This window comes from Streptosporangium sp. NPDC006013 (assembly GCF_040614275.1).
In the GTDB taxonomy this organism is placed as follows: domain Bacteria; phylum Actinomycetota; class Actinomycetes; order Streptosporangiales; family Streptosporangiaceae; genus Streptosporangium.
Map to the genome: position 1 here is coordinate 1 of NZ_JBEXUE010000211.1, position 16645 is coordinate 16645.

Genomic DNA, 16645 nt, shown 5'->3' on the forward strand with positions numbered 1-16645 from the left:
CCAGAGCCGGTGGGGTCGGTTGTGTTCCTCAGGCCGCCGTGGCCTGCCCGGCCGCGGTGGCCACCTGCTTCAGCACGGCGGGCAGCTTCTCGGTGATCTCGCTGTCGTCGACCGGGTGAGTCTCGGCGAAGCGGACGATGGAGCCGGGGATCGAAAGCCTGACGTCGTCGAGGACGGTGCCGCCTGCGATGCCGATGGCCTTGCGTGCCTCGTCCTGGGCCCACACGCCGCCGTACTGGCCGTACGCCGTGCCGACGACCGCCACGGGCTTGCCCACGAAGGTGCCGGAGCCCATGGGGCGGGAGTACCAGTCGATCGCGTTCTTCAGGACGGCCGGAATCGTGCCGTTGTACTCGGGCGAGAAGAGGAGGAAGGCATCGGCCCGCCGACCGGCCTCGCGGAGCTTCAGGGCGGCCTCGGGAACGCTGCCCTCGACGTCGATGTCCTCGTTGTAGAACGGGACGTCGGCGAGACCCTCGCAAATCTCGACCTCGACGCCCTCGGGGGCGAGCTTGACGGCCGCTTCGGCGAGCTGCCGATTGTGCGAGGCGGCCCGGAGGCTGCCGACGAGGGCGAGGATGCGGACGGACATGAAAACTCCCATTGGAGGCAAAAACGGTCATTTATGGACAATCGTCCCGAAAGTAGATGTATCACATAAGCGGACTGCGGTCCACTTGTGGTCGAGTGCGCTATGCTGGGCAGATGACCCGACCCCCCGCCCCTACTCAGGTCGCATCGCCCCCGATGCGGGGGCTGCCTCTGGCGGACGAGCGTCATCAGGAGCGTGCCGACGCGGCACGCAACCGGATGCGCCTGCTTGAGGCCGCGTCCCGGCTGGTGGCGGAGCGAGGCGCGGAACACGTGACGATGGAGGCCGTCGCCGTCGCCGCCTCGGTCGGCAAGGGCACGGTCTTCCGTCGTTTCGGCGACCGGGTGGGTCTGATGCGCGCCCTGCTGGACCACGCGGAGTGCGAGTACCAGGAGACGTTTCTGTCCGGTCCCCCTCCGCTCGGGCCCGGTGCGCCGGCGGTGGAGCGGCTTGAGGCGTTTGGTGTCGCGACCCTTCGTCATCTGATGAAGTACACCGACCTGTACCTTGAGGCGGAGCAGTGTTCCAAGCGTCGTTACGCCGTTCCGGCTCGTGCGGTCCGCGTCACGCATGTGGCGGTCCTGTTGCGCGAGGCCGGCGTCACCGGCGACATCGAGCTCCTCGCGGAAGCGCTGCTCGGCTACCTGGACACGGCGCTCATCGACTATCTGCGCAGTGAACGCAACCTGTCCGCGGAGCGCCTCGAGGCAGGCTGGGTGGAATTCGTCGCCCGCGTGACGCGCCGGTAGGCCTTGCCCGAGTGTGGCTTTCGCGAGTGCCGGGCCGGCGGCGGCGAAGTGCCTCCGGTGGCGCTGATCGCACGGTGGGAAACAGAGATCAGACTCTCGAGAACGTCCACGAAGACGGCTGCGCTGCCGCGTAGCCGAAAGCCCTGACATGTCCGCCGAGCCGGGGCGACTCCGGCAGGGGGTGGGCCGAGTGTGCCGACCGGATGCCGATCTACGACGAGCGGCGCCTCCGATCGGGTGCTCGGTGCGCATGTCGATCACCGCACCGATCCCGCCGTAACGACCACCCGATCACGAAGAAGGCCGGATCGGGCGCCGGGGAGTGATCAACGAGTGTCGCGAGCCGCATACCTCCAGTTCAGGCCATCTGCGATGAGTTTCGAAGCGGTACGGGCGCTGCGTCGCCGCGTGTAAAGCAAGCAATTGCTTGACATTTGCACCACTGCCTTTTAAGGTCGAGATGTCCAGGCTGGCTGGTTCTGCCACCCGGCTCTGCTCGGCCTCGCTCTGAGCTCGGACGCCCTCGATCGGCTGGTGAACACGGTGAATCGATCACCGATCTGGAAGTGGCGGGATGGTTGCTGTGACTGTTGAGCGCTCTGTGTCAGATGAGTTGTTCCGTTCGGTGTTCCGGCGCCATCCGGCGGGGGTCACCGTGGTGACGCTCGGGTCACCGAGCGGACCTGTGGGGTTCACCGCGACCTCGGTCGTCTCGGTGTCGATGGACCCGCCGCTGCTGTCGTTCGCGATCGCGCAGACCTCATCGAGCCTGGCGGCGCTCTCCAGGGCCGAGAGCGTGCTCATCCACTGGCCGGAGGCCGGGCAGTCGGACCTGGCGACCCGCTTCGCGCGCAGCGCGCAGGAGCGCTTCAGCGACCCGGAGATGTGGACCGCCCTCTCCTCCGGCGAACCGTTGCTGCACGGGGTCGCGACCTGGGTGAGGTGCCTGCTCACCGAGCGCGTCCAGGCAGGCGACCACACGATCGTGATCGGCCGGGTGGTGGAGGCCTGTATGAACGGTGGCGGCGACAACGCCCCGCTGGCCTACCTGGACGGCCGCTACCACGAGCTCGTGCCGATCGGCACCCCCTGACGGACCTCGGACTCGCGGGAGCGCGTGCGGGCATGGGCATCGGGCGGGCGATCGCCCATGGGCCGGCGGCGGAGGGGGCCGGGTTGCTCCTGGTCGCCCGCCGCGGTGACCTACCGGAACATGTCGCCGGCGACATCGCCGCTGAGACCGTCCACATCGACGGTGGCATGCACCGCCACGCCTGATCGCAGACCGTGTCCGGTCCGGTGCACGCGAGCGCCCTCCCGGCCCGGCCGGGAGGGCGCTCGCGCGTTCGCGCACCGTCAGCCGAGGTCCCTGCGCGGGTACCGCTCGAACCGCTCGGGCAGTGGGAACGCGGGCTGCGTCGAGGCACCGGCGACCCGCACCTGGCGGGTGTCCAGCAGCCAGCCCTGCTCCGACCGCACCAGCGTGTCGGTGTACCGCCCCCAGACGTGCAGCTGCTCGCCGCTCTCCACGCTCTCGTGCCAGGCGTAGACGTAGCTGACGGCCGATGCGGACGAGTCGCCGGAGAAACCCACCCGGATGTTCGACGCGTGGTGGTTGGTGGCGCGGTACCGGCCCAGCCGGTCGGTGAAGAGGGCGTGCAGCGTCTTCTTACCGGTGAAGACCGCGCCGTTGCCGTAGTCGAACGAGGCGCCTTCGGTGAAGAGGCCGGCCAATTCGTCCACCTCGCCGCGGTCCACCAGGTCGCAGTAGGCCAGCAGCACCTCGGTGACGGCCTCCTTGTCGGCCAGCCGCCGCAGCGACTCCTCGGTGAGACCACTCATCGGGCCACCTCCTCCACTCTGTTCTCCGCTCCGTCCGCGAACCCGCGGAGGATCTCAGCCAGCCGGTCGTCGTCGTCCACCGGCCACGGATGGTAGGAGGAGATCCGGTCCAGGCGGCCGGAGAACCGCTCCTTGCAGAGCTTCGGCATCTCCTCGGGTCGCCCCAGGACCGCGATGTGCCCGAGGAGGGTGTCGTCGATCAGATCACCCATCCTGGCCCACTCGCCCGCGCGGGACAGCGCCTGTAGCTCGGGCTGCAGCTCCTCGTACCCGACCGAGGCGAGGACTCCGCGGTAGGCCGGGGTGGAGGCGTAGAAGGCGATCTGCTCCCGGGTCTTGCGCTTCATCTCTTCGAACTGCTCCTCGGTGTCACCCATCACCATGAAGATGGGGCAGTACAGCGAGACCTCTGACCGGTCGCGTGAGGCCGTCTCCATGCCGCGCCGCAGCGCGGGCAGGGTGACCTCGTCCAGGTAGGCCGTGGTGGTCATGCCGTGCAGGATCAGGCCGTCGCACAGCTCCCCGCCGAGCTCGGTCATCCTGTCCCCGACGGCGGCGATCATCACGGGGATGGCCAGGTCGTGGTGGGGCGGCGTGAACACCGGCGACATGAGGGTGTGCCGGTAGTGGGTGCCCTCGTAGTTCAGCTTCGACCCGGTGCGCCAAGCGGTCCAGATCGCGTTCATCGCGGTGAGGAAGTCGCGCATCCGCGCCACCGGGCTGCTCCACGGCATGGAGAAGCGCCGCTCGATGTGTGCCTGGATCTGGGTGCCCAGCCCCATGACGAATCGCCCGCCCGACAGTGCGGCCAGATCCCAGCCCAGGTAGGCGGTGGACATCGGATTGCGGGCGAAGGCGACGGCGATGGCGGTGCCGACCGTGGTCGTGGTGGTGGAGGTGAGGGCCGCCTGCGACTGCAGGAAGGCGTCGGTCACGCTCTCGCTGGCCCACAGGCCGTCGAAACCGACCCGCTCGGCCCGTGTGGCGATCGGGCCGCACACGGCGGCGGAGGAACCGATCATCCCGAGATCGATCTTCATCTGGCGTCCTTCGGTAGTCCCAGTACTCTCTCGCCCACCGCGTTGCGGAGGATCTCGTCGGTCCCGCCGCCGACCCGCAGGCCGGGCAGCCCGAGGGTCAGTTCCGACCAGGCGAACGTCCCCCACTCGCCGGTGTCGGCGATCATCGCGGTGCCGAGCACGTCGGAGGCGATATCACCGGCCCTGCGCAGCAGATCGACGAGGATCAGCTTCGACAGGGCGAGCTCGGGCCCCGGCACTCCGCCCTTGGCGGCGGCGAGCAGCCGGGTCGTGGTCTCGCGCGCCGCCCAGCTCCGGATGTGCAGGTCGGCCAGGGCGTCGCGGACGCGGGGGTCCCCGGCGGCGCCGGTGTGCCTGACCAGGTCGACCAGGCGGAACAGCAGCGCCTCGTCGATGCCGCTCTCCAGGCCGATCGCGCCGCGCTCGTTGAGCAGCACGTCGACCACCACCCGCCAGCCCTGGTCCACCTCGCCGAGGCGGTGGTCGTCGGGCACGTACACGTCGGTGAGGAACACCTCGTCGAAGGAGGCGCCGCCGGTCAGCTGCCGGATCGGGCGGATCTCGACGCCGGGGGCCCGCATGTCGACCAGGAAGGTGGACAGGCCGGCGTGCTTGGGCGCGTCGCGGTTCGTGCGCGCGATGCACAGCCCCAGGTCGCTGTAGTGAGCGCCGGAGCTCCAGACCTTCTGCCCGTTGAGGATCCACCCGTCGCCGTGCCGCTCCGCCCTGGTGCTGAGGCCGGCCAGGTCGGACCCCGCGCCTGGCTCGGAAAAGAGCTGGCAGGCGAGGAGCCGGGCGCTCCTGAGGCGGTGCAGGTATGTCTGCTTGAGGAACTCCGAGCCATGCTTCAGCAGCGCGGGGCAGAACGTCGAGACGCTGAATCTCGTGTAGCCGTCATCGGGCAGGTCGTACCGGGACTCCAGCTCGCGGAACCCGGTCGCGTAGTGCGTCGGTAGCTCGCGCCCGCCGTGGGCGGCCGGGCCGTCGATCCAGGCGAGCCCCGCCCGGTCGAGAGCGGCGCGGTAGTCCTTGAGACGGGCGATCTCCTCCTCCTCGCCCTCGGCCCGCTCGGCGACGACGGAGACCCGGTCGTCGCCACGGCCCCAGACCGCTTGACCGGTCTCATCGGAGCGGCGGGTGGCGTAGGAGTCGAGGAACGCGACCGCCTCGCGGTGGAATTCGTCCTCGTCGGGTAGCCGGTTCATGGTCCTCCAACAGTTCAGCCCCGTCAAGCGTTTGCTTCAGCTGTTCGGGGCTGGCTATGCTAGCAAAGCAAATGCTTGATTTACATGCTTCGTGGGGTGAGCATCCGCCCGGCCCGGGACCAAGAGGAACCTTGATGATCGGAATCACCGCCTACGGCGCCTACGTCCCGGCCTACCGGCTCGACCGGAGTGAGATCGGCAGGTCTCTCGGGCTTCCGGGGCTGAAGGGCACCCGTTCGGTGGCCTCGCACGACGAGGACAGCACGACCCTCGCGGTGGAGGCGCTGCGGCGCGCCCTGCGGCGGTCGCCCGGCTTTCTCCCAGCCGAGCTCTGGTTCGCCAGCTCCCGCCCCGCCTACATGGAGCGGAGCAACGCCTCGGCGGTCGCCATGGCGCTCGGCCTGCCCGAGGAGCTGGCGGCCTTCGACGCGTGCGGCTCCATCCGGTCCGGCGCGGGCGCCTTCCGCGCGGGCCTCAGGGGCGCCGGAGCCGTCGTCGCCCTGGCCGACCTGCGGTACGGACTTCCCGGTTCCGAGGACGAACTGTACGGCGGAGACGCCGCCGCGGCCTTCGCGATGGGGGAGAACCCGGTCGCCGAGCTGCTGGGCGGCGCGGTCCGCACCATGGAGCTGCTGGACCGCTGGCGCTCCCCGGGCGCGCTGCGCACCCGGTCCTGGGAGGAGCGCTTCGGCGTCGACGAGTACCTGGAGCTGATCGAGGCGGTGACCGCGGAGGCGGCCAAGGAGGCAGGGCTCGAACCGTCCGAGATCGACCACGTGGTGATCAGCGGCCCGCACCTGCGCGCCGTACAGGCCGCGCGCAGGCGCTTCGGCGCGGACCAGCTCGCGGCCGGCCTGGCCGATGACACCGGCTACGCGGGCACCGCGGACTTCGGGCTGCGGCTCTGCGCCGCGCTGGACCGGGCCGAGCCCGGGCAGACGATCCTGGCCGTCCTGGCCGCGGACGGGGCCGACGCGTTCGTGTTCCGCGCCACGCCCGAGCTCGGCGCGTTCCGCGCGGCGGGTGCCTCCCCGGCGTCTTCCACGGTGTTCCCGCTTCGGTACGCCGACTACCTCACCTGGCGGGGCGTGCTGGACCGGGAGCCGCCGCGGCGTCCCGAGGTCAAGGCTCCCGCCCCGCCGGCGTCGTGGCGGACCATGCGCTGGAAGTTCTCCTTCACCGCGGCCCGCTGCACCGCCTGCGGGACCCGCAACCTCCCCCCGCGGCAGGTCTGCCTCGGCTGCGGGGCCGTCGACCAGGGTGAGCCCGCGCCCATGCGGGACCTGCTGGGCACCGTCGCGACATTCACCGACGACTGGCTCTCGGAGTCCGTGCAGCTGCCGGCCAAGGCGGTGGCCGTCGACTTCGACGGCGGTGGCCGGTTCGAGTTCGAGATGACCGACGCCCCCGGGCGTGAGGTGGCCATCGGGGATCGGGTCGCGCCTGTCTTCCGGCTCGCGAGCGTGGCGTCCAACGAGATCCGCAACTACATCTGGAAGGTTCACCCCTACAAGGAGGAGTCCTGATGCCCGCCCACGCTCTGCAGAACCCGGTGGCCATCGTAGGCATGAGCTGTACCAGATTCGGCGAGCTCTGGGGCCGGTCGGTGGACGACCTCCTGGTCGAGGCGACCCTCGGCGCCGTGCGGAGCGTCCCGGGCCTGGAACTGGGCGACGTGGACGCCTACTGGCTGGGAACGATGACCTCCGGCGTCTCCGGCCTCACCCTGACCAGACCGATGAATATCAGCAACCGGCCGGTCACCCGGGTCGAGAACATGTGCGCCACCGGATCCGAGGCGTTCAGGAACGCCTGTTACGCGGTCTCCTCCGGCGCCTATGACACGGTGATGGCGGTGGGCGGGGAGAAGCTGAAGGATTTTGGTTTCTCCGGGCTGGAAATGCCCAGCGTGCCCAATGACGGTACGCCGCCGAATCTGAGCGCGCCCGCCATGTACTCGATGATCGTGCCGTCGTACGCGCGGCGTTATGGGATTTCCGAGGAACAGGTCAAAGAGGCCATGACACACATTGCATGGCGAAACCATGCCAATGGTGCACTAAACCCTCGGGCGCAGTTCCGTAAGAACGTCTCCAAGGAGGTCATCGCTCGCGCGCCGGCGATCGCCGGCAGGCTCAGTGTCTTTGACAGCTCCGGTGTCGCGGACGGCGGTGCGGCGGCGATCATCGTCCGGGCCGAGGACGCGCACAGGTACACCGACCGTCCGCTGTACGTGCACGCGCTCGCGCTGAGCGCGGGGGCCGCGACCGGGCGCAACGACGACCGGTACGACTACTGCGATCTGCCCGAGGTCGTCCACTCCAGCCAAACCGCCTACGAGCAGGCCGGCATCACCGACCCGGCCGGCCAGATCTCGCTGGCCGAGGTGCACGACTGCTTCACACCGACCGAGCTGGTGCTGATGGAGGAGCTCGGCTTCTCGGCGCGCGGACAGGCATGGCGGGATGTCCTGGCGGGCCGCTATGACCTGGGTGGCGCGCTGCCGGTCAATCCGGACGGGGGGCTGAAGAGTTTCGGTCACCCCGTCGGCGCGAGCGGCCTGCGGATGCTTTTCGAGATGTGGCAGCAGTTCCGGGGTGAGGCCGGTGAGCGCCAAGTCGCGAATCCCGCCTTCGGACTAGTGCAAAATCAAGGAGGTAGTCCCGGCGCGCTCGTGAGCGCCGTCTCGATCGTGTCCAGTCAGGCACCCTGAGTCGGCGTGATATACGCGCCTGAAGATTTCGCCCCATGTTCAGTTGAGGTAGGACGAGTCGATGACCCCTCCAGGAAAGACCACCAAGAGCGTTTCCCAGACACGGCGAAGGTCGATGGGATCGCCCGCCGGACAGGCGCGTAAGGAAAGCGTTCTGCTCGCCGCCTCCAAGGTCTTCGCCGAGAAGGGCTTCGCCAACGCGACAGTGCGGGACGTGGCCGACGAGGCGAACATGCTTTCGGGGAGCCTCTACTACTATTTCGACTCCAAAGAGGCGATCGTCGAGCAGGTGCTCGTCGACTACCTCGGCGTGATCATCCGGGAATACCAGTCCGCGGTGGCGGAGGCCGCCGATCCCTCCGAGGCGCTGACCGGGCTGATGGCGAGGGCGCTGCGGAGCCTGGTCCGCAACCGCAACGAGGTCCTGATCCTGCAGAACGACTGGTCCTACGTGCAGGACTTCCCCTCCATCGTCGACCGCCAGCATGAGGTCGAGCGGATCTGGATAGACGTCATCCAGGCGGGCATGGACAGGGGCGCGTTCCGCGGCGAGTTTAGCGCGCGGATGGTCTACCGGACCGTGATGGGCGCCGTCCAGGCGGTCATCCGCTGGTTCGACCCGGCGGGTTCCGTGACCATCGACGAGCTGATCGAGATCGAGACCGTGCTGCTCCTGCGCGGCGTGCAGGTCCCGTGAGCCGCTGACCTCGCTGACCGGGCGGGGCAGGGGCCTTCCCGTCGCTCCCCCGGGTCGCGTTCGGTGGCTCCGGAATCGGATCGCGGCAGTCCGGGAAGAAAATGAAGCAACTGCTTGCTTGAAATCATGAAAGGACACGCATGCGGGTGGACGCAGACCTCCGTGCAGAGTTCGGGGACACCGTCGGGCGGTTCCTCGATGCCCACAGTCCGGCCGAGGTCAGCCGCGTCTCCCGCGGAGGGGCCGAGGAGCCGCTGTGGCAGGCCTTCGCCGAGGAACTGGGCATCCTCGGCCTTTTGCTGGACGAGGACGCGGGCGGCCAGGGCGGGTCGATCGCCGACCTGGGCACGGCGCTGATCGAGGCCGGACGGGTCGGGCTGCCGGCATCGCTCCTCGTGACGGCCGGCCTGGCGGTGCCGCTGCTGGGGCGGGCGGGCGTCGAGCGGAATCGCGGCCTCCTGGACGAGATCGTGGCCGGGCGCGCAGTCGTGGCCCTGGCGCTGCACGAGGACTCCGCAGGGACCGACCTCGCCTCCCCGGGCACCGAGGTGGAGCGTGCGGACGGCGGCTGCCGAGTCTCCGGGCTCAAGCGATTCGTCGTCGCGGGTGGAGAGGCGACGCACTTTGTCGTCCTGGCCCGCGCCGCGGGAGCCGCCGCGCCGCAGGAAGCCTGCCTGGTGCTCGTCGAGCGCGGCGCCGACGGCCTCGCCGTCGAGCCGATGAAGGCGCTGGACGGCAGCCGGGGCCTGGCAGTGCTCAGGATGGACCGCGTCCCCGGGCGTGTGCTGGCCGAGGGGGCCGAGGCGGCCGCCCTGGCCTCTCTGGCGTTCATCGAAGGGGCGCTGCTGACCGCGGCGGACGCTCTGGGCATCGGCGAGCGGTGCCTGTGGCTGGCCATCGACTATGCCAAGACGCGCACCCAGTTCGGGCGGGCCATCGGGTCCTTCCAGGCGATCAAGCACAAGCTGGCCGACATGTACGCGGAGACGCAGTCGGCGAGGTCGGCGGTGGAGTCCGCGCTCGACCAGGCCGCCGCCGCGGAGCCGGGCTGGGAGAACGCCGCCTCCATGGCGAAGGCGCGAGCCTCGGACGCGGTGCTGCACGTGGTCAGGGAGGCGATCCATGTTCACGGCGGGATCGGGTTCACCTGGGAGCACGAGCTCTCCCACCACTTCCGGCGGGCGCTGACCGACTTCTCCCTCTTCGGCACCCCCACGTACCACCGCGAGATCGTCGCCCGGAACCTCGGAGTCTAGACATGTCCGATATGCCGTCCAGTGTCGTCCTGCGTGAGGTGGGTCCGCGCGACGGGCTCCAGAACGAACTCCCGGTGCCCACCATCCGCAAGGCGGAGCTGATCGCGGCACTGGGCACGACCGGTCTGTCGCGTATCGAGGCCGTGGCGTTCGTCCATCCCAGAGCCATCCCGCAGATGGCGGACGCCTCCGAGGTGTGGGGCACGGTGGAACCGGTCGCGGGCATCGAGTACTCGGCGCTGGTGCCCAACCTGCGCGGGGCGCAGCGTGCCCTGGCCGAGGGCTTCACCGACCTGGAGATCATGGTCTCGGCGTCGGAGACGCACAACCTGCGCAACGTGAACCGCACTCCGGAGCAGTCGCTCGACGGGATCGCCGAGGTCATCGACTTCGCCCACGGCAACGGCGCCGGCTGCCAGGTGATCGTCGCCACCGCGTTCGGCTGCCCCTACGAGGGGGAGGTCGCAGCGGAGCGCGTCGCCGCGTTCGCGCTGCGAGCCGTCGCCGACGGGGCCGACTCGATCTGCTTCGGCGACACCACGGGGATGGGCTCGCCGCCCCGGGTACGCCGGATCGTGGGCCTCTTCCGCGACCAGGCGCCCGATGTCCGGGTCGCCCTGCACTTCCACGACACCCGGGGCACCGGCATGGCCAACCTGGTCGCGGGCCTGGAGTCCGGCGTCACCGAGTTCGACGCGAGCGTCGGCGGCCTGGGCGGATGCCCCTACGCCCCGGGGGCGAGCGGCAACATCGCCACCGAGGAAGCGGTCTACCTGCTCCAGGAACTGTCCGTGGACACGGGCGTCGACCTGGACGCGCTGCTGGAGGTCGCCGACCTCGCCCAGCGGATCGTCGGCCGCGAACTGCCGTCGCGCCTCCTCAAGGCGGGCCCGCGATCCCGGCTCGCCGCATCCTGACCCCACGTTGACCAGACCGGAGAACAGCATGCCCCTGGATCCCGCCTACATCGGCAGTACGGTCGGCCCTTTCGAGATCGAGTGGACCGCCCGCGAGTCGCTGCTGTACGCGCTCGCCGTCGGAGCCGGGGCGCGGGACCCGGGCGGCGAGCTCCAGTTCACCACGGAGAACAGCACCGGCGTCCGCCAGCAGGTCATCCCGAGCTTCGCCGTGCTCATCGGTCATATCGGCGGACTGCCCGAGGTCGGCTCCTATGACCCCGGCAAGGCCGTCCACGCCGAACAGCACTTCCTGCTGGAGCGTCCGTTGCCCCCCGAGGGCAGGGCGGTGTCCACGACCACGGTCACCGACATGTGGGACAAGGGAAGGGACGCCCTGCTCTGGACCGAGACCCGCACGGCCGACGCCGCCACCGGGGAATCGCTCGCGGTCTCCCGCTCCTGCGCCTACCTGGGCGGGGCCGGCGGCTTCGGCGGGGAGCGCGGCCCCCGGTCGGAGTGGGCGGTGCCGGACCGCGAGCCGGACGTCGTGGTGAGCATGCCCACCCGGCCCGACCAGGCGCTCCTGTACCGGCTCACCGGGGATCGCAACCCGCTCCACTCCGATCCGGTCTTCGCCGGGAAGTACGGGTTCCCGCGACCGATCCTGCATGGCCTGTGCACCTACGGCTTCACCGCCCGCGCCATCGTGAACGGGCTCTGCGACGGGGACGCCTCCCGGTTGAGGGGCATGTCAGGGCGCTTCAGCCGACCGGTGACGCCGGGAGACACCCTTTCTGTGGCGCTCTGGCGTGACGGTGCCGACGTCCGTTTCCTGACCTCGACCGAGAAGGGCGGCACGGTCATCGACCGCGGCGGCGCCCTTCTGGACGCTTAACGGCGGCACCGGCCACCGAAGGCCAGGGTGAACCGGCCTCCCGACCGCCACTCCCACCGAAAAACCGCGTTGACCTCTTGCTTTTCCAATATCACGTCTCGCATAATCAAACAGTTGCTTTAAAGCAAGCGTTTGCTTTAAAGGCGGGGGTCCGGTTGTTGGGGGCCTAGCCCAGGAGGGTAAGCAGTGTCTCGTCTCAAGAGTGCAAGGAGAGGTTCGAGCCTCGCTGTCATCAGCGCGGCCCTCTCCGTCATGATGATTCTCACGTCGTGCGGTTCGTCGGGTGGCAGTGGGCCGGACGAAGGCCAGGTCTACAAGGTGGGCTTCCCCGCCCTGCTCAGCGGCGCCGCCGCGTTCGCGGGCAAGCCCATCGCAAACGGTGCCGAGCTCGCCGCGGAGGAGATCAACCAGACCGGGTTCCTCGGCGAAGGCGCGACCGTCGAGCTGAAGGTGGAGGACATCAAGTCCGACCCGGCCAAGGCGATCGCCCTCTACCGGCAGTACGTCGCCGACGGCGCGTCCGGCGTGCTGTGCTGCGGCCTGTCCAGTGAGGCCGGGGCCCTGGCGCCGGTCATCAGGCAGAGCAAGACGCCCGGGGTCGTCACCTCGGCGATCCTGGACGGGCTCGCCTCTCCGCCCGACCTGTTCCGCCCCGTCATCCTGCCGTCCGCGCCGGGCGGCGTCTACGACAAGTTCGTCGACAGCATGGTGAAGGCGGAGGGCTACAAGACCGCCGTCCTGGTCGTCAACGGCGACAACGACGCCATGGTCGCCGACGGCAAGGTCTGGAAGAGCGCGATGGAGCGCAACGGTGTTCAGGTGCTCGACACCGTCTCGACCAGCGCCGCCGACCGGGACTTCACCGCGCCCGCCGCGCAGATCGAGGCCAAGAAGCCGGACGTCGTGATCAGCAGCATGCTCGGCCTGTCGTCCTCGCTGCTGGCCAGGTCGCTGCGCGAGCGCGGCTACGACAAGCGGATCCTGTCCAGCTACGGTGCCTCGGGCCCGGTCCTGTTCGAGACCGGCGGGGCCGGCCTGAAGGGCCTCGCGTTCGCCACCCCCTTCGCCGCGGGTCATTCGGCCAATGAGACCGCCAAGAAGTTCACCGACCTCTACACCAAGAAGTTCGGCGCCGAGCCCGACATGTTCGCGGCCCAGGGCTACACCGCGATGTGGCTGCTGGCGGAAGGCCTCAAGAAGTCCGGCGACCCGTCGCCCGAGGCGGTCGGCAAGGCGCTGTCGCAGATCACCACCCAGGACACCGTCTACGGCCAGCTCCGTTACGAGAACGGCCAGGCGGTCCTGGACGATCCCGGTGTCTACCTCGAGTGGACCGGCGACGGGAAGCTCACCCTGCTGAACCCCGCAGGCTGAGCTCCGAGAGCGGAGGAACGTTCCAATGGAGTACGGCGTAGCGTGCGACATCACGGTCGGCGGGCCCGGCCTGCCCGGTGAGATCGAGGCGGCCGCCGCGGCGGCCGAGGCCGCGGGCCTCGCGTCGTGGTGGGCGGTCGGCGACCGAGAGCAGATCGGTGGCGGACACGACGCGGTCCTCGGGCTGCAGTGCGCGGCCCGGGCGACCGGTTCGATCCGCCTCGGGCTGAGCGGGGACATCCTCTCCGTGCGGGGTCCGGCACTGCGGGCCAAGCAGGTCGCCACGCTGGACTGGTTCGCCGGCGGCAGGCTGGAATACGGGCTGGACCTCGGGGAGGTGCCGCTCGCTCTGGACGGCGCCCCCGGCGGGGACACGCTTGGCACGACGTCGGAGTACCTGGCGGCGATGCGGGCCCTGTGGTCGCAACGCCGTGCCTCCCACCAGGGCGACCGCGTCGCGTTCAGCGGCGCGATCGCCCTGCCCCGGCCGGTCGGCGGCGGACCCGGCATCCATGTGCGCCACGGCGGCGAGGACGTGCTGCGGCTGCTGGCCCGCGAGGCGGACGGGTGGCTCGGCTGGCTGCTGACGCCCGCCGACCTCCCCGGCGCCCTCGCCCTGCTTGCCAGGACCCTCGGTGACGCGGGTCGTGACCAGGGCGAGGTCAGACGCACCTGGTTCGTCCCCGAGCAGGAGATCGGTCCGGCGCGCGAGCTGCTGACCCGCGACCCCTCCATCCGGGTCGACGAACTGGTCGCGGTCTACGGCGACCTGCCCTCGCCCGAGCGGCTGCGCGCCCTCGCCGGGGCCTGACCCGGCCCCGCGCGAACCTCACGCGTGCGCCCTCGCACGACGGCTTGAAACGGCTCTCCACACGACGACGAGATCGGAAGGAGCGGCGATGGAGATCGGTCTGGTGGACCTGTTCGACGGGTCCGCGCAACGGGACCTGGCATATATGCGCACGTTCGCGCTGACCGCCGAGGCGGCGGGCTTCTCCGCGCTGTGGCTGCCTGAGCACCTGGTCTTCTTCGAGGAGTACGAGTCGGCCTACCCCTACCCGGCCGCTCCCAGCTCGGCCAACCCCGATGTGGTCGAGGTCCACAAGTACGGCGCCGCCGCCGCGACCGCGCCCCGGGTGGAGGCGGCCCAGGAGCAGGGGTTGCTCGACGTGCTCCAGGCGGCCGCCGAACTGTGCCGCCACACCACGCGGCTGCGCGTCGGCTCCTCGGTGCTGCTGCTGCCGATGCGCGACCCGCGCCTCCTGGTCAGGGAACTGGCCACACTCGACCTGTTCACCGGCGGGCGTTTCGACATGGGGGTGGGGGTCGGCTGGTCGGCGGAGGAGTTCGCCGCCGCCGGGGTACCCTTCGCCGAGCGCGGCGCCCGGTGCGAGAGCAACCTGGCTCGCGTCTCCGAGCTCTGGGGTCGTACCGGTGGCGAGCCGGGGGTGTCCGCCATGCCCGACACGGGCCGGCCGCTGCCGCGCATCCTGGTGGGCGGCCATTCGAAGGCGGCCATCCGCCGCGCGGCCAGGTACGCCGGCGGCTGGTATCCGTGGAACCTCACCACCGGGGACTTCTCCCGCCACCTGGCCGAGGTCGAGGCGGGGCTGCGGGAGAACGGCCGCTCCCGGGAGGACTTCCACGTCGTCGCCGGCCTCCGGTTCCACGGCGCTCTCGCCGAGCTACGCCCGATGGTGGAGCGCTACCTCGAACTCGGAGCGAACGGAGTGAACCTCTCCCTGCGCATGACACCCGAGAACTATGGAGATGTAATGCACGAGATCTCGCAGGCACTGGGGCTTGCGGTATGAGCTTGCGAAACGGTGCCGCCGCGCCCGACACCGAGGCGTTCCGCGCGCAGGTGCGCGGTTGGCTGGAGGAGCACGTACCGCGCGGACCACTGGGGTCCTGGACGAGCCCGGAGGGGTTCGAGCAGCACCGGGAGTGGGAGCGAGTGCTCTTCGAGGGCGGTTACGCGGCGATCGACTGGCCCGAGGAGTACGGCGGCCGCGGCGCCGACCTCTTCCACACCATCGCCTTCGCCGAGGAGTACTACCGGGCCGGGGCGCCCGCCCGGGTCAACATGGGCGGCCTGTACCTGCTCGGCCCGATCCTGATGCGCTACGGCACGGAGGAGCAGCGCAGGCGCTGGATCCCGCGGCTGCTGTCCTGCGAGGACATCTGGTGCCAGGGGTTCAGCGAGCCCGATTCCGGCTCCGACCTGGCCTCGCTGCGCACGCAGGCGGTCCGCGAGGGCGACGAGTTCGTCGTCAACGGCCAGAAGACCTGGACGTCGTTCGGCGGCTTCGCCGACTGGATATTCGCGCTGGTGCGCACCGATCCCGAGGCGGGCAGGGAGAAGAAGCACCGGGGGATCACCTTCCTCTGCGTCGACCTGCGCTCCCCCGGGGTGGAGGTCCGCCCGCTGGCCATGGTGGACGGGACGAAGGGCTTCGCCGAGGTCTTCTTCACCGACGTCAGGGTGCCCGTCGCGAACGCGGTGGGGGAGATCGGCGACGGCTGGCGGGTCGCGATGTCCACGCTCGGCTTCGAGCGCGGCGCCGTCTTCGGCGACCACGCCAAATACTCCGCCGACGTCGAGTCGTTCGCGGAGCTGGTGCGGGCGCGTGGCCTTGATGACGACCCGCTCGCCCTGGACGAGCTGGGGCGGCTCTTCGTCGAGACCGAGGTGTACCGGGCCAACGTCTACCGGCTCGCCGAGCTGTCGGAGAACGGCGTCAACCTCGACCTGCAGGCCAGCATCAACAAGCTGTACTGGACCGAGACGCAACACCACATCTTCGCCGCGGGCCTGGACCTGATGGGCGGGCTCGGCATCATGGGCGGCGGCTCGTCCGTGGTGCGAGAGGCGCTCACCCCACAGGCCGCCCGCGTCTGGGCGGACTGGCACCACCGGTACTGGTACGCGCGCGCCGCCATGATCTTCGGGGGGACCTCCGAGATCCAGCGGAACATCATCAGCGAACGCCTCCTGGAGCTGCCGATGGAGCCCCGACGATGACCACACCTGCGATGAACATTCCGCTCGACGAAGAGCAGCGGGAACTCCTCAAGGCGACCCGCCGGCTGCTGGAGGAGCACGCGGGCGAGGACCACCTGCGCCGGTGCCTGGACTCCGGCGCCGCCCACGACGCGGAGCTGTGGGGGCGCCTGGCGGACCTGGGCCTGACCTCGGTCCTGCTGGACGAGCGGTGGGGCGGGGTGGGCCTGGCGGAGCACGTGCTCGCGCCCGTGCTGCACGTTCTGGGGGAGTTCGCCGTGCCCGCCATGAAATCGAGCTCAAGAACCGCCTGCAGATAGTCCAGGCAGATCGACTCACCCTTCAGGGTGACCGCGATGGGCGCTCCCAGCTGGCGGTT

Annotated in this window: 18 protein-coding genes; 14 read left to right on the forward strand and 4 right to left on the reverse strand. The window is 70.0% G+C overall.

Features of this window, described 5'->3' with window-relative positions; genetic code table 11:
* Nucleotides 1–28 precede the first annotated feature (28 nt).
* Nucleotides 29–592, reverse strand: a complete 564-nt coding sequence (locus ABZ260_RS28165) for an NAD(P)H-dependent oxidoreductase (RefSeq protein ID WP_355623663.1) — start codon at nucleotides 590–592, stop codon at nucleotides 29–31.
* Between the two features lie 113 nt (nucleotides 593–705).
* Between ABZ260_RS28165 and ABZ260_RS28170 the strand changes: the two genes are divergently transcribed.
* From ABZ260_RS28170 to ABZ260_RS28180, 3 genes are all read left to right on the forward strand, one after another.
* The gene (locus ABZ260_RS28170) at nucleotides 706–1341 is read left to right on the forward strand and encodes a helix-turn-helix domain-containing protein (protein ID WP_355623674.1); all 636 of its coding nucleotides are present in this window, start codon (nucleotides 706–708) and stop codon (nucleotides 1339–1341) included.
* 601 nt (nucleotides 1342–1942) lie between these two features.
* Nucleotides 1943–2434, forward strand: a complete 492-nt coding sequence (locus tag ABZ260_RS28175) for a flavin reductase family protein (protein WP_355623677.1) — start codon at nucleotides 1943–1945, stop codon at nucleotides 2432–2434.
* 32 nt (nucleotides 2435–2466) lie between these two features.
* Nucleotides 2467–2619 (forward strand): hypothetical protein, encoded by a 153-nt coding sequence (locus tag ABZ260_RS28180; protein WP_355623680.1) that lies wholly within the window; start codon nucleotides 2467–2469, stop codon nucleotides 2617–2619.
* A 78-nt stretch (nucleotides 2620–2697) separates the two neighbouring features.
* On the opposite strand, the gene ABZ260_RS28185 is transcribed toward ABZ260_RS28180, so the two are convergent.
* From ABZ260_RS28185 to ABZ260_RS28195, 3 genes are read right to left on the reverse strand one after another with little or no spacing between them, the layout of a single operon-like run.
* Nucleotides 2698–3183 (reverse strand): nuclear transport factor 2 family protein, encoded by a 486-nt coding sequence (locus ABZ260_RS28185; protein ID WP_355566202.1) that lies wholly within the window; start codon nucleotides 3181–3183, stop codon nucleotides 2698–2700.
* The gene (locus tag ABZ260_RS28190) at nucleotides 3180–4223 is read right to left on the reverse strand and encodes a TIGR03617 family F420-dependent LLM class oxidoreductase (RefSeq protein ID WP_355623683.1); all 1044 of its coding nucleotides are present in this window, start codon (nucleotides 4221–4223) and stop codon (nucleotides 3180–3182) included. Before ABZ260_RS28190 ends, ABZ260_RS28185 begins: the two co-directional genes overlap by 4 nt.
* Nucleotides 4220–5428 carry an acyl-CoA dehydrogenase family protein gene (locus ABZ260_RS28195; protein WP_355623685.1) on the reverse strand — a complete coding sequence of 403 codons (1209 nt, stop codon included), beginning with the start codon at nucleotides 5426–5428 and terminating at the stop codon, nucleotides 4220–4222. Before ABZ260_RS28195 ends, ABZ260_RS28190 begins: the two co-directional genes overlap by 4 nt.
* 134 nt (nucleotides 5429–5562) lie before the next feature.
* Between ABZ260_RS28195 and ABZ260_RS28200 the strand changes: the two genes are divergently transcribed.
* The 11 genes from ABZ260_RS28200 (at nucleotide 5563) to ABZ260_RS28250 (ending at nucleotide 16586) form a co-directional block, all read left to right on the forward strand.
* A complete protein-coding gene (locus ABZ260_RS28200; protein ID WP_355623688.1) occupies nucleotides 5563–6954 on the forward strand; it encodes a hydroxymethylglutaryl-CoA synthase in 1392 nt (463 codons plus the stop codon).
* Complete coding sequence (locus tag ABZ260_RS28205; protein ID WP_350910976.1) at nucleotides 6954–8141, forward strand: acetyl-CoA acetyltransferase; 1188 nt, start codon at nucleotides 6954–6956, stop codon at nucleotides 8139–8141. The genes ABZ260_RS28200 and ABZ260_RS28205 overlap by 1 nt, the downstream gene beginning before the upstream one ends.
* Before the next feature lie 61 nt (nucleotides 8142–8202).
* Nucleotides 8203–8838 (forward strand): TetR/AcrR family transcriptional regulator, encoded by a 636-nt coding sequence (locus tag ABZ260_RS28210; protein WP_355623691.1) that lies wholly within the window; start codon nucleotides 8203–8205, stop codon nucleotides 8836–8838.
* Nucleotides 8839–8978: 140 nt separating this feature from the next.
* Complete coding sequence (locus ABZ260_RS28215) at nucleotides 8979–10094, forward strand: acyl-CoA dehydrogenase (RefSeq protein WP_355623694.1); 1116 nt, start codon at nucleotides 8979–8981, stop codon at nucleotides 10092–10094.
* Between the two features lie 2 nt (nucleotides 10095–10096).
* Nucleotides 10097–11011 carry a hydroxymethylglutaryl-CoA lyase gene (locus ABZ260_RS28220; protein WP_355623697.1) on the forward strand — a complete coding sequence of 305 codons (915 nt, stop codon included), beginning with the start codon at nucleotides 10097–10099 and terminating at the stop codon, nucleotides 11009–11011.
* A 28-nt stretch (nucleotides 11012–11039) separates the two neighbouring features.
* Nucleotides 11040–11888, forward strand: coding sequence for a MaoC/PaaZ C-terminal domain-containing protein (locus ABZ260_RS28225; protein ID WP_355623700.1), 849 nt, complete (start codon nucleotides 11040–11042; stop codon nucleotides 11886–11888).
* A gap of 252 nt (nucleotides 11889–12140) precedes the next feature.
* Nucleotides 12141–13262 (forward strand): ABC transporter substrate-binding protein, encoded by a 1122-nt coding sequence (locus ABZ260_RS28230; RefSeq protein ID WP_355623703.1) that lies wholly within the window; start codon nucleotides 12141–12143, stop codon nucleotides 13260–13262.
* A gap of 25 nt (nucleotides 13263–13287) precedes the next feature.
* Entirely contained in the window at nucleotides 13288–14073 is a 786-nt protein-coding gene (locus ABZ260_RS28235) for an LLM class flavin-dependent oxidoreductase (RefSeq protein WP_355623706.1), read from the forward strand.
* Between the two features lie 88 nt (nucleotides 14074–14161).
* Nucleotides 14162–15076, forward strand: a complete 915-nt coding sequence (locus ABZ260_RS28240) for an LLM class flavin-dependent oxidoreductase (protein WP_355623709.1) — start codon at nucleotides 14162–14164, stop codon at nucleotides 15074–15076.
* The gene (locus tag ABZ260_RS28245; protein WP_355623712.1) at nucleotides 15073–16287 is read left to right on the forward strand and encodes an acyl-CoA dehydrogenase family protein; all 1215 of its coding nucleotides are present in this window, start codon (nucleotides 15073–15075) and stop codon (nucleotides 16285–16287) included. Before ABZ260_RS28240 ends, ABZ260_RS28245 begins: the two co-directional genes overlap by 4 nt.
* The gene (locus ABZ260_RS28250) at nucleotides 16284–16586 is read left to right on the forward strand and encodes an acyl-CoA dehydrogenase family protein (RefSeq protein ID WP_355623715.1); all 303 of its coding nucleotides are present in this window, start codon (nucleotides 16284–16286) and stop codon (nucleotides 16584–16586) included. Before ABZ260_RS28245 ends, ABZ260_RS28250 begins: the two co-directional genes overlap by 4 nt.
* Nucleotides 16587–16645: the final 59 nt, after the last annotated feature.